Source organism: Loktanella fryxellensis, from assembly GCF_900110065.1.
GTDB classification, from domain to species: Bacteria; Pseudomonadota; Alphaproteobacteria; order Rhodobacterales; family Rhodobacteraceae; genus Loktanella; species Loktanella fryxellensis.
The window spans coordinates 1-11,805 of sequence record NZ_FOCI01000043.1 but is presented as its reverse complement, the minus strand read 5'-3'; the positions used below and the strand labels follow the sequence as shown (position 1 = coordinate 11,805).

11 protein-coding genes and 1 pseudogene are annotated in these 11,805 nt (G+C 64.7%); 6 read left to right on the top strand and 6 right to left on the bottom strand.

Annotated features, from left to right (window positions below; translation table 11 throughout):
• A pseudogene (locus BMX16_RS16570) lies at positions 1–262 on the top strand (IS5/IS1182 family transposase); the annotation flags it as partial.
• A 59-nt stretch (positions 263–321) separates the two neighbouring features.
• On the opposite strand, the gene thyX reads toward BMX16_RS16570, so the two are convergent.
• Positions 322–1,242, bottom strand: a complete 921-nt coding sequence (gene thyX / locus BMX16_RS16565; RefSeq protein WP_089905820.1) for an FAD-dependent thymidylate synthase — start codon at positions 1,240–1,242, stop codon at positions 322–324.
• A gap of 159 nt (positions 1,243–1,401) precedes the next feature.
• On the opposite strand from thyX, the gene BMX16_RS16560 reads away from it, so the two are divergent.
• The gene (locus BMX16_RS16560; protein WP_089905818.1) at positions 1,402–2,844 is read left to right on the top strand and encodes a hypothetical protein; all 1,443 of its coding nucleotides are present in this window, start codon (positions 1,402–1,404) and stop codon (positions 2,842–2,844) included.
• Positions 2,845–2,948: 104 nt separating this feature from the next.
• Positions 2,949–3,377, top strand: coding sequence for a VOC family protein (locus BMX16_RS16555; protein WP_089905815.1), 429 nt, complete (start codon positions 2,949–2,951; stop codon positions 3,375–3,377).
• Positions 3,378–3,417: 40 nt separating this feature from the next.
• Here the strand turns inward: BMX16_RS16555 and BMX16_RS16550 are convergent, their stop codons facing one another.
• Both BMX16_RS16550 and BMX16_RS16545 read right to left on the bottom strand, forming a co-directional pair.
• Positions 3,418–3,870, bottom strand: coding sequence for a MarR family winged helix-turn-helix transcriptional regulator (locus BMX16_RS16550; protein ID WP_245731723.1), 453 nt, complete (start codon positions 3,868–3,870; stop codon positions 3,418–3,420).
• Positions 3,871–4,012: 142 nt separating this feature from the next.
• Positions 4,013–4,291 (bottom strand): succinate dehydrogenase assembly factor 2, encoded by a 279-nt coding sequence (locus BMX16_RS16545; RefSeq protein WP_089905811.1) that lies wholly within the window; start codon positions 4,289–4,291, stop codon positions 4,013–4,015.
• A 110-nt stretch (positions 4,292–4,401) separates the two neighbouring features.
• On the opposite strand from BMX16_RS16545, the gene BMX16_RS16540 reads away from it, so the two are divergent.
• Both BMX16_RS16540 and BMX16_RS16535 read left to right on the top strand, forming a co-directional pair.
• The gene (locus BMX16_RS16540; protein ID WP_089905809.1) at positions 4,402–5,604 is read left to right on the top strand and encodes a pyridoxal phosphate-dependent aminotransferase; all 1,203 of its coding nucleotides are present in this window, start codon (positions 4,402–4,404) and stop codon (positions 5,602–5,604) included.
• 1 nt (position 5,605) lies between these two features.
• Positions 5,606–6,037, top strand: a complete 432-nt coding sequence (locus BMX16_RS16535) for a hypothetical protein (protein ID WP_089905807.1) — start codon at positions 5,606–5,608, stop codon at positions 6,035–6,037.
• On the opposite strand, the gene BMX16_RS16530 is transcribed toward BMX16_RS16535, so the two are convergent.
• The 3 genes from BMX16_RS16530 to BMX16_RS16520 all read right to left on the bottom strand — a co-directional run bounded on the left by BMX16_RS16530 (position 6,034) and on the right by BMX16_RS16520 (position 9,063).
• Positions 6,034–6,642: a DedA family protein gene (locus BMX16_RS16530; RefSeq protein WP_089905805.1), complete on the bottom strand. Its 609-nt coding sequence runs from the start codon at positions 6,640–6,642 to the stop codon at positions 6,034–6,036. The genes BMX16_RS16535 and BMX16_RS16530 overlap by 4 nt on opposite strands.
• A 10-nt stretch (positions 6,643–6,652) precedes the next feature.
• Positions 6,653–8,029: an MATE family efflux transporter gene (locus tag BMX16_RS16525; protein WP_089905803.1), complete on the bottom strand. Its 1,377-nt coding sequence runs from the start codon at positions 8,027–8,029 to the stop codon at positions 6,653–6,655.
• Positions 8,030–8,178: 149 nt separating this feature from the next.
• Positions 8,179–9,063, bottom strand: coding sequence for an NAD-dependent epimerase/dehydratase family protein (locus BMX16_RS16520; protein ID WP_089905801.1), 885 nt, complete (start codon positions 9,061–9,063; stop codon positions 8,179–8,181).
• A gap of 130 nt (positions 9,064–9,193) precedes the next feature.
• On the opposite strand from BMX16_RS16520, the gene BMX16_RS16515 reads away from it, so the two are divergent.
• Entirely contained in the window at positions 9,194–11,149 is a 1,956-nt protein-coding gene (locus BMX16_RS16515) for a DNA gyrase/topoisomerase IV subunit B (protein WP_089905799.1), read from the top strand.
• Positions 11,150–11,805: the final 656 nt, after the last annotated feature.

Genomic DNA, 11,805 nt, shown 5'->3' with positions numbered 1-11,805 from the left:
ATGGGAACCAACCACCGCCGGTGCCATAGCCAGGAATGATGCGCTCCGCGCATCGAAGTGTCTGGGTCGGGCGCTCTGGCGGAACTGGAGCGGATACCACCGCCGGAGCCGCGTCGAGACAAAGATGCATTGTGTAAAGCTGCTGGGCCAGCGGCTGATGGCTCGGGACTTCGACCGCCAGGTCGCGGAGGTCCAGGTGCGCATCGCTATCCTGAATGGCTATACCGCCCTTGGCATCCCCGTCACAAAGGCAGTGGCATAAATCCGTCTGGGGTAAGGGGAAAACCGTCCGTCAGCTGATTTGCGCAACAGAGTCAATATTTACCCCAAAACTCCCTCAAACTCTCGCCATTCGCCCTTGCTCATCCCGCTCGTCTCCTGCGTGACCGCCTCGCCTGCCAGCATGCGCTTCAGGCACTCCAGCCCCTTGGCGCTCAAGACAGCCCCGCCCAGACGGTAATCCGCGAACGCGCCGTAAGCCGCGGGGACCCAGTCCTTCACGATCTCGCAGATCGCATCCGCATAGACGCGGATTTCGTATTGGGCGTGGGCGTCCGCACGCAGGCGCAGGAAATGGAACAGGTTGTGCAGATCGACCTTCCAGTACCACTGCGTATAGATGTTCGCGGGCAGGTTCATCCGGGCGAGCTCGCGGGCCAGACCCTGCTTCGCGGCACCGTCCGGCCCCTCCTCGGAGATCATCTCGGCATAGTGGTCATAGGTCTGGGCCGCGTCGCCCTTCAGGATCTCCAGCACGCGGGCGGATTCATCGGGCGTTAAGGCCTGCCCCCTACCCTGATTGTTGATGGTGCTTTGCGCCGCAAGCTGGGAGGGGTCTGGAATGTAGAACTCGCGGTCGAGGATCGAATAGCGGGCGGAGTATTCGTTCACGTTGGCCGTCCGGTGCCGGATCCACTGGCGCGCGACGAACACGGGCAACTTCACGTGAAGCTTGATCTCGCACATCTCGAAGGGCGTCGAATGCCAGTGCCGCATCAGATAGCGGATCAACCCCTCGTCGTTCTGCACCGACTTGGTGCCACGCCCATAGGACACGCGGGCGGCCTGACAGATGGCAGCGTCGTCGCCCATGTAGTCGACCAGCCGGACGAAGCCGTGATCCAGCACCGGATGCGCGGTATAAAGGTGCCGTTCGGCCCCTTCCGACACGGCGCGCAGGGTGGGCCGAGGTTGGCTGCGCAGGGCATCGATCTCGGCCTGCTGGTCTGGGGTCACGGGCATGGGCGGCGTCCTTTGTCTTGAGTCGCGGACACTTTAGGGGCCGCACCCGGAAACCGCCATAAGCGGGCGCATTGGCGCTGCACCGTACTGGCACCGATTGACTTGGCACACGGCACACGGCCAAAGGAAGGCGGGGAACCACGCACAGGGCTCGAGGCCATGACACACCGCACCGCCCTCTCGCTTGCCGCGACACTGGCGCTATGCCTGACGCTGCCCGCCGCCGGCGCGGCGCAGGATCTGGCCACCGCGCAACGCCTGCTGGACGACGGCAATTCGGTCGCCGCCGCCGCGATGGCGGACATCCTGATGACGGCCGACCCCGATGATGCGGCCGCGCTGATCGTGGCCGCACAGGCCGCCCGCGATCTGGAACAGCCCGATGCGACCATCGCACTGGCATCCCGGGCGTTCCGCACCGCACCCGACGACACGACCCGCTATGTCGCCGCACGGCTGGTCGCCATCGGCCACGCGGCGCTGGATCAGGACACGCGGGCCCAGTTCTGGCTGCGCCGGGCGCGTCAACTGGCACCCGACGCCGCCAATGCGCAGTCGGTGGCCGAGGACTATGCCTTCCTGCGCGACCGCAACCCGCTGTCGGTCGACCTAAACTTCGGCATCTCGCCGTCGAGCAACATCAACAACGGATCGCGCGCCGACCGGGTGCGGATCGGACAGTTCGAAACGATCCTGAGCGAATCCGCCAAGCCGCTGTCGGGCCTGCAATACGATGCCGGCGTGGCGCTGCGCTATCGTCTGACGGCGACCGAGACAGAGGCGACGTTCGCGACGTTCGATCTGCGGACGACCACCTACACGCTGAGCACGGACGCCCGCGACGGCTTGCAGCGGGATTTCGACGCGACGCAGGATCTGGGGCTGCCAACCGGCGACCTGCCGCGCGACGGGTCGGATTTCGCCTATACCACGGCCAGCGTCGGGCTGGTCCACAACCGCATCTTCCGCCTTGGTGCCGCGCCGACGCGACTGTCGCTGACCTTGGGCCACAGCTGGTATGGCGGCGATCCCTATCAGACATCGGTGACCTTCGGGGCGGGACAGGCCTTTGCCACCAGCGAGCGTCAGCAATTCCGACTGGACCTGACGCTGCGGCAGGATATCACCGCCGACACGTTCAGAGAGGTGATCGCGGTCGGTGGCGACGGCGTCGCCCGCGAACGTATCGCAGGGCGCGATGTGGCGAGTGCCGGGTTGGCGCTGAGCTATGCCCGCGTCGTCGGTCAGGACCATCTGCTGAGCGTGTCGGCAACCCACCGGATCAGCCGGTCCGACGCCAGCGAGCGCGATTTCACGGCCTGGCAGGTCGGGGCCGGGTTCGACCTTGCCACGCCCGTGCTGGGCACGCGGTTCGGGTTCGGCCTGCAGCTGGAAGAGCGTGTGTTCGGCGACAGCATCTTCGTCGCACGCGAACGGCGCGACCGCACCGTCACGGCACAGGTCGCCGGGCTTCTGGACGCGGTCGAAGTCTATGGTTTCAACCCGGCCGTGACCATAGCCGTCGGCCGGACCTTGTCGGAGGCGGCACGATTCGACACCGAATTCGCGACATTGGGCTTCGACCTGCGTTCGGCCTTTTGACGGCCAGCGGCGTGGCTGGGACCGGGTCGGCGCCGACCCGCACCTTTCCACCGGCGTCCACAGCGCTAGCTTGTTGCGTGGAAATCCACATGAGGAGATGACGCATGTCATTGAAATACCTGCACACCATGATCCGCGTGAAGGATCTGGAGGCGACGATGGCCTTCTTCAACCTGCTGGGCCTGCGCGAGATCCGCCGCAATGAGAGTGAAGCGGGCCGCTTTTCCCTGATCTTCATGGCCGCCGAAGGCGACGAGGATTGCCCGGTCGAGTTGACCTACAACTGGGACGGCGACGACGGCCTGCCGTCCGACAGCCGCCATTTCGGCCACCTCGCCTATCGTACGGACGACATCTATGCGTTGTGCCAGCACCTGATGGACAATGGCATCACGATCAACCGTCCGCCGCGCGACGGCAACATGGCCTTCGTCCGCTCGCCCGACAACATCTCGATCGAGTTGCTTCAGAAGGGCGATCCCCTGCCCAAGGCCGAACCCTGGGCCAGCATGGAAAACACCGGCCACTGGTAGGCCACGGTCGGCGGGCCAGCACACCGCCCGGCCCGCCGGTTCAGTAGATGTAGCGTATCTGTTCCGTCCAGTAGCGTTCGATGCGGCGCAGGGACGTCGTGATATCCTCGATCCCTGCGTGATCGACCACGCCGCCGGTCAGCAGGCCTTCGGCTTGGGTGGCGAACAGGGTCGCCACGATCTGCCGGATCTCGCGGCCCTTTTGCGTCAGGCGCACCCGCACCGACCGGCGGTCGATTTCCGACCGCTCGTGGTGCATGTAGCCGTGATCCACCAGTTTCTTGAGGTTGTAGCTGACGTTGCTGCCCTGATAATAGCCGCGCGTCTTCAACTCGCCCGCCGTCACCTCGTTGTTGCCGATGTTGAACAAGAGCAGCGCCTGCACGGGATTGATCTCGAGCACGCCGACGCGTTCGAATTCGTCCTTGATGACGTCGAGCAGCAGGCGGTGCAGCCGTTCGACCAGCAGCAGACTGTCGAGGTATGTCGCCATGAAAGCGGTCAGCGTGGCCGGGCCGGGCGTGCCTGAATCGGATGTGCCGGGGTCCGTCGTCTTGATCTTGGCGTACAATGTCATGGGCCGTCTCCAATACGAGTATCGCAGGGGAGACTGACCGGAATTGTCAAAAATTCCGTTAAGTTGCGTGCGGTCGCGTCAGACCCGTGGCGCCTTTGGCGATGTCGGCGACCAAAGGTGCGAACGGTGCGGGGGCCGCCTGCTGACCGCTGACCCAGCGGTAGAGGTCCAGATCGCTTTCCTCCAGCAGATCCTCATAGACCTGCAGGGCGTCGGCGTCATAACCGGCCAGCGCGCGGCTGGCGAAGTTGGACAGGATCAGGTCCATTTCCTTGATGCCCCGGCGCATCGACCGCATGATCAGGCGCTTGCGTGTGGTCTCGATGGCTTCGGTCATGCGATGTCCTTTCCGGTGGCGCGGCCGCCGCGATCCGCCAGATCGCTTGCATGGGTCCGCCCTCGCATCCTATGTCACAAGGTGACATCCCTGACCACCGGAACCCTGCGATGACATTCCTCTCTGCGACCTTGGACCGCGTCAAACAATCCCCGACAATCGCCGTGACCACCCGCGCCGCCGAGCTGAAGGCCCAGGGCCGCGACATCATCGCACTCGGGGCAGGAGAGCCGGATTTCGACACGCCCGACAACATCAAGGCCGCGGCGGTGCAGGCGATCAAGGACGGCAAGACGAAATACACCGCCGTCGACGGCATCGCGGAGCTGAAGCAGGCGATCTGCGCCAAGTTCAAGCGCGACAACAACCTGACCTATAGCCCGGCGCAGGTCAGCGTCGGCACCGGTGGCAAGCAGGTGCTGTACAACGCGCTGATGGCGACGCTGAACCCCGGCGACGAGGTGATCATCCCGGCCCCCTACTGGGTCAGCTATCCCGATATGGTGCTGCTGGGCGGCGGCACGCCCGTGTTCGTCGAGGCGCAGCTGGAGCAGGACTACAAGATCACCGCAGCCCAGCTGGAGGCGGCGATTTCGCCCAAGACCAAGTGGTTCCTGTTCAACTCGCCGTCGAACCCATCGGGGGCCGGCTACAGCTGGGACGAGCTGCAGGCGCTGACCGACGTGCTGATGAGGCATCCTCACGTCTGGGTCATGACCGACGACATGTACGAACATCTCGCCTACGGCGCCTTCACCTTCTGCACACCCGCCGAGGTGGAACCGGCCCTCTACGACCGCACCCTGACCGTGAACGGCGTCAGCAAGGCCTATGCCATGACCGGCTGGCGCATCGGCTATGCGGCGGGACCGGAACCGCTGATCCGCGCGATGCGCAAGGTGCAGTCGCAGTCCACCTCGAACCCCTGCACGATCAGCCAGTGGGCCGCGGTCGAAGCCTTGTCCGGCACGCAGGAGTTCATCGCGCCCAACAACGACATGTTCATCCGCAGGCGCGATCTGGTGGTGGACGCGCTGAACGACTGCCCCGGCATCAGCTGCCCACGTCCGCAGGGGGCGTTCTACGTCTATCCGTCGATCCGCGACTGCATCGGCAAGACCAGCGCCGGCGGCACGCAGATCACCGATGACGAGGCGTTCGCCACGGCGCTGCTGGACGAAACCGGCGTGGCCGTGGTGTTCGGCGCGGCCTTCGGGCTGAGCCCGCATTTCCGGATCAGCTATGCCACGTCCGACAGCGCGCTGACCGAGGCCTGCGCCCGGATCAAGACCTTTTGCGAAGGGTTGCACTGACGTGGGTGGCGCGCTGCCCGACTACTACTTTCGCGTGCGCGAGAATGGGGCGGCGGTGTTCCGCGTGGACACCGCCAACCGCCAGCGCCGGATCGAGATGGATCAGATCGCCACCCTCAACGTCCGCAACGGCGAGGTGAAGCCCCACGGCGACCATCCGCTGTCGCCGGACGACATCGCCGCGATCCAGGATTGGCTGAACCGCCGCGTCACCCTGCTGGCGCGGCGCGACATCGACGACATCCACCGCGCAGTGGATCACCTGAACCTGACGACGCAATGGGTGCAGGCCCGCGCCACCGATGCGCAACTGGACGAGGTGACGGATGCCCTGCTGCTGGCGATGCACGACCTGCGCACCGTGCTGGTCCGCAAGAAGGCGGAGCGGCTGAGCGACGGGGACGAGGAGGCGGGCGAAGCGCCTGGCGACTAGCCTTTTCTGCGGCGCAGCAGGTGCTGGCCCACCCGGAACAGGTAGATGCCTATGACGATGGCGATCACGATGGTGGTGCCGGGATCGAGAAATTCCGCCACGCGGTGGTAATTCGCCTCGAGCAGGTAGCCGGACGCGATCAGCCCCGCATTCCACAGCCCGCTGCCGGCGGTCGTATAGAGCAGGAACTGGCCCAGCGGCATCCCCGCCATGCCCGCCGGCACCGACACGAGGGTCCGCACGCCGGGTATCATCCGGCCGTAGAAGGTTGCAGCCCGCTGATGCCGCGCGAACCAGCCCATCGCACGGGCGTAGTCGTCCTGATCCAGCGTCAGCCAGATGCCGTAGCGCGCGATGAAGCGTTGCATCCGGACATGGCCCAGCCGGCGACCGACCTCGTACCAGAACACGGCCCCCAGCACCGCCCCGACCGTGCCTGCGATGAACACCGCCGCCAGCGACATCTGCCCCTGCGCCGCGCTGAAGCCCGCCAGCGGCATGACGAGTTCCGATGGAATAGGCGGGAACAGGTTTTCCAGCAGCATCACGACGCCGACGCCGAATGCGCCCATCGTCTCGATCAAGGTGGTGACGAAATCGAACATTGGACCTCTTTCAGTTGGTCTGCGCCAAGGGCGTCAGCGGATTGCGTCGCCGTCCGTTCCAGAACCGCAGTTGCAGGGCGACGGCGGCAAAGAACAGGCCGACGACCAGCCCGAGCCACAGGCCCTGCGGGCCCCAGCCCAGCGGAAACGCCAGCACATAGCTGACCGGCACGGCGATCACCCAATAGCTGATCGCGGCGATGACCATCGGCACGGCGGTGTCCTGCACCCCGCGCAACAGGCCCAGCGCCATGACCTGTGCCGCATCTACCAACTGGAACAGCGCGGCCAGCGCCAGCAGTTGCGTGCCGATCAGCATGATCTCGGTCCGCGCCGCGGCATCGGCGTCGATGAACAGCGCAATCAACGGCTCGGGAAAGGCCAGGAACACAACGATGGTGATGGCCACGAAGACGCCGGACATGGCGGTGGCGGCGACGCCGCCGCGTCGCAAGCCCACCTCGTCCCGCCGTCCCACGGCGCGGCCCGCGCGCACGGTGGCCGCCTGTGACAGGGCGATATGCACCATGAACGTCAGGCTCGCCAGTTGCAGGGCGATGCCGTGGGCGGCCAGCGGGATTTCACCGATCCAGCCCATCATGATGGCGGACGCGGTGAAGAGCCCGCCTTCGGCCAGCGAGGTCAGGCCGATCGGCAACCCGAGCGTGAACACCCGTGCCATGACCGACGGGTCCGGCCGCCACGGATTGCGCAGCAACTGGTACTGCGGCAGGCGCCGCAGGATATAGGCCAGCACCACGATGACCGTCAGCACCTGCACGGTGACGGACGCAATGGCCGCCCCCTGAATGCCCAGTTCCGGTGCCCCGAAGTTGCCGAAGATCAGCACGTAGTTCAGGCCCACGTTCAGCACGGCGGCGGCGATGGTGGACCACAGGATCATCCGGGTCATCTCGAGCGCGACGAGAAACGCCTTGAGCACCATGACGATCAGCGCCGGGATCAGGCCGAGGATCACGATCCACAGATAATCCGCCCCGGCACTGGCCACCGCGGGCGTCTGCCCGATGGCCAGCAGGATCGGTTCCGCCACGAAGAACGGCAGCGAAATGACCGCGCCATAGATCACCGACAGCCAGACCGCCATGCGCGTAGCACGCCGGGCGGTGGTCACGTCGCCACGTTCTGCCGCTGCGGCGACCAGTGGCGTGACCGCCTGCGCAAAGCCTGCGCCAAGGATGAACATCACGAAATAGAGGCTGCTGGCCAACGTCGCCGCCGCCAGTGCGGTCACGTCGTACCAGCCCAGCATCAGCGTGTCGGTAACGTGAATCATGAACTGCGCGAGGTTCGACAGCATCAGGGGCACGCCCAGCACGAGGGCGGCCTTGAAGTGCTGCGGATAGGTCTGCGCGGGTTGAATCATGGCTCTGCCTTAGTGCCGAACGGGCCCGCGGTCCAGATGCGGTGCGGCGGCGGGTCGCAGGCCAATTCCGTCTGCGACGGATGGGGGGCCAGCCCCCCGTCCGCTGCGCGGCCGCCCCCCGGGATATTTTTGACCAGAAGAACGGGGGATCAGCCCCCCACGACATCGCGCCAGCCGTGGCTGGGGGCGAAGCCCACCATGCGCTTGGCCTTGGTGTTGTCGTAGAACGTCTCGTACGTGCCCATCGGGCGGCGCTGTTCGAGGCCTGTGTAGAACCGCGCGGTCACGTCGGCGCTGGGCAGGCCCACGCTGCTGTCGTCGTTGGACACGTTGAAGACCTGATACCCCAGACCGTCGACGGCGAGGCAGCGTTCCACCATCTGCGCCAGATCGCGTGCGTCGATGTAGGCGAATATGTTGCGGCGGCGCTTTTCAGGATGCGCGACGTAGTCGGGGAAATTCGCGGCGTATTCATGCGGCTCGATCACGTTGTTGATCCGCAACCCGTAGATGTCGGCACCGGAGCGGGCCTGAAAGCTGCGGGCCGTTGCCTCGTTCACGACCTTGGACATGGCGTAGCTGTCCTGCGGCACGGTGGGGTGCTCCTCGTCCACGGGGATGTAGGCGGGTTTCTTTTCGCCATCGTGGAAGCACACGCCATAGGTCGTCTCGGAGCTGGCGAAGATGATTTTCCGGATACCCGCACGGGTGGCGGCGTCGATCACGTTGTAGGTGGACATCGTGTTGATGCGGAACGTCTCGTTGTCGGGCACCACCAGGATGCGCGGCACGGCGGCGAAATGCACCACGGCGTCGTAGCGCGGCACGCCGGTGCCTGCGTCGAGGTCGTCGAAGTCTGCATAGGCCTGCATCGCATTCGCCACCTGACCCGCGTCGGCCAGATCGACGCGCAGGGACCGCCCGTCGGCCGGCGCGGCAAGGTCCACGTTCGTGACCAGATGGCCCAGATCGCGCAGGTGCTGGACCGCGTATTTGCCGGCCTTGCCGCTGCCGCCGGTGAAGAAGATGCGCATGGGGTGATCCTGTCTCTGCCTTTGTGAACCCGAGACATAGCCCGCCACAGCACCGTTCAACAGGGCGCGCCCATTGCCCCGCCCTGCCCCGCCTGCCACAATGGCGCAAACCTAGAAATGAGCAGCGCCCATGTCCGACCTCCTCTCCGGGGCCAGCCCCGACAGCTACAACGCCGCATCCATCCAGGTGCTGGAGGACATGGAACACGTCCGCCTGCGCCCCGGCATGTACATCGGCGGCAAGGACGACCGCGCCCTGCACCACATGGTGGCCGAAATCATCGACAACTCCATGGACGAGGCCGTCGCCGGCCACGCCACGTGGATCGAGGTGGAGCTGCACGCCAACGGCCACGTCAGCGTGCGCGACAACGGGCGCGGCATTCCCATCGACCCGCACCCCAAGGACCCCAGCAAGTCCGCGCTCGAGATCATCTTCTGCACCCTGAACGCGGGCGGCAAATTCTCCGGCGACAGCTATTCCACCTCCGGCGGTCTGCACGGCGTGGGCTCGTCCGTCGTCAACGCCCTGTCGGATCACCTGCGGGTCGAGGTCGCGCGCGGCAAGGAGCTGTATGCGATGGAGTTTTCGCGCGGCATCCCGCAAGGCGCGCTGGCGCGGATCGGCGCCGCCCCGAACCGGCGCGGCACCAATGTCACGTTCCACCCGGACCCCGACATCTTCGGCGCGCTCACCCTGAAACCCGGCCGCCTGTTGAAGATGGCGCGGTCCAAGGCCTATCTGTTCAGCGGCGTCGAAATCCGCTGGAAGACCGAGATCGACGACGGCGAAACCCCCACCACCGCCACCTTCAAGTTTCCCGGCGGCCTGTCGGACTACCTCAAGGAATCGCTTGGCGGGTCCACCACCTATGCCGATGCGCCCTTTGCCGGGCAGGTCAGTTTCGTCGAAAAGTTCGGCGTGCCGGGCAAGGTGGAATGGGCGATCAACTGGACGCCCGCCCGCGACGGGTTCATCCAGTCCTACTGCAACACCGTCCCCACCCCCGAAGGCGGCACCCACGAGGCGGGCTTTTGGTCCGCGATTCTCAAGGGCATCAAGGCCTACGGCGAGCGCATCAACAACCGCAAGACCGTCAACATCACGCGCGAGGATCTGACGGCGGGCGGCTGCGCGCTGGTCAGCTGCTTCATCCGGGAGCCGGAGTTCGTAGGGCAAACCAAGGACCGCCTTGCCACCGTGGACGCGCAGCGCATGGTGGACGCCGCCGTGCGCGACCATTTCGACAACTGGCTGGCGGCGGACACGCGCTCTGCCGGTGCGATCCTCGATTTCCTGATCCTGCGGTCAGAGGAACGCCTGCGTCGCAAGCAGGAAAAGGAAACCGCCCGCAAGACCGCGACCAAGAAGCTGCGCCTGCCCGGCAAGCTGACCGACTGCACCAACAAGGAACGCAAGGGAACAGAGCTCTTCATCGTCGAGGGCGACAGCGCGGGCGGGTCCGGCAAGGGCGCACGCGACCGCAAGACGCAGGCGCTGCTGCCGCTGAAGGGCAAGATCCTGAACGTGCTGGGCGCAGCCTCCGGCAAGTTGACGACGAATCAGGAAATTTCGGACCTGTGCGAGGCGCTGGGCGTCGGCATGGGCACGCGCTTCAACCTCGACGATCTGCGCTATGACAAGGTCATCATCATGACCGACGCCGATGTGGACGGCGCGCACATCGCGTCACTGCTGATGACGTTCTTCTTCACCCAGATGCGCCCGCTGATCGACGCGGGGCACCTTTATCTGGCCTGCCCGCCGCTCTATCGCCTGACGCAGGGCGCGCTGCGGGTCTATGTCTCGGACGAGGCCGAGAAGAACAGGGTGCTGGAAAAGGGTCTGGGCGGCCGCGGCAAGATCGACCTGCAACGCTTCAAGGGTCTGGGCGAGATGGACGCCGCCGACCTGAAATCCACCACGATGGACCCCGCCACCCGCAAGCTGATCCGCGTGACGGTGGCGGATGAGGAGCCGGGCGAGACCAGCGATCTGGTGGAGCGGTTGATGGGGAAGAAGCCGGAACTAAGGTTTGCGTATATTCAGGAGAATGCTAGATTTGTGGAGGAGTTGGATGTATGATTGCCCCACTGAGCATTTCAATTCAGATGTTTTTTATTGCATCGGCTGCAGGCAGCTTGATAGCGGTTATTTTTTATAAGATTGCTGAGACTGCTTGGGCTCAGAAGTTTTCGGACTTAATTTGGATTCTTATAGGTGGCATAAGCGCGATAACTGCATTTTCTTATGGTGGCTACATAGCTCACAGCGAGGCACTTCGCAGACAGTCCACTACATACATATCGGAATTGGAAGATTTTGAGATTAGCGCACTTGATTTCGCGCACTCGAATTGCGCAGAGAATAGGAATAGCGCTCGACTTGGTGCTAAAAATCTTAATCAAGCATGCTTAAGGAACATCTGATCAACGCTGTCGGCTGCGCCGCAATTACCGCCTGAGCGCTGCGGGGGCGGATTTAGGAGCCGAAAGCGGCATTGGTCATGCGTTTTGTGCCGCTGTTGCGGCCTGTCACCTGTTTCCAGGCGGACTCGTCCTCATGCCATCAGCTTTCGGCGCACGAGGAAGAGGTTGCCGAGGGGCTCTGTTGCACAAATCCGAGAGGGATTCATGTTGTGAATCCAGTGTGGTAGCTGGCCCGCATGAGCAAACCGACATCACTTACCTACAAGACGACGAACTGGGCTGATTACAACGCGGCGCTGAAGCGCCGCGGAT

Excerpts from the sequence above, each read along its gene's own strand:
- thyX (WP_089905820.1), bottom strand. The coding sequence starts at position 1,242 with ATGCCCGTGACCCCAGACCAGCAGGCCGAGATCGATGCCCTGCGCAGC.
- BMX16_RS16560 (WP_089905818.1), top strand. The coding sequence starts at position 1,402 with ATGACACACCGCACCGCCCTCTCGCTTGCCGCGACACTGGCGCTATGC.
- BMX16_RS16555 (WP_089905815.1), top strand. The coding sequence starts at position 2,949 with ATGTCATTGAAATACCTGCACACCATGATCCGCGTGAAGGATCTGGAG.
- BMX16_RS16550 (WP_245731723.1), bottom strand. The coding sequence starts at position 3,870 with ATGGCGACATACCTCGACAGTCTGCTGCTGGTCGAACGGCTGCACCGC.
- BMX16_RS16545 (WP_089905811.1), bottom strand. The coding sequence starts at position 4,291 with ATGACCGAAGCCATCGAGACCACACGCAAGCGCCTGATCATGCGGTCG.
- BMX16_RS16540 (WP_089905809.1), top strand. The coding sequence starts at position 4,402 with ATGACATTCCTCTCTGCGACCTTGGACCGCGTCAAACAATCCCCGACA.
- BMX16_RS16530 (WP_089905805.1), bottom strand. The coding sequence starts at position 6,642 with ATGTTCGATTTCGTCACCACCTTGATCGAGACGATGGGCGCATTCGGC.
- BMX16_RS16525 (WP_089905803.1), bottom strand. The coding sequence starts at position 8,029 with ATGATTCAACCCGCGCAGACCTATCCGCAGCACTTCAAGGCCGCCCTC.
- BMX16_RS16520 (WP_089905801.1), bottom strand. The coding sequence starts at position 9,063 with ATGCGCATCTTCTTCACCGGCGGCAGCGGCAAGGCCGGCAAATACGCG.
- BMX16_RS16515 (WP_089905799.1), top strand. The coding sequence starts at position 9,194 with ATGTCCGACCTCCTCTCCGGGGCCAGCCCCGACAGCTACAACGCCGCA.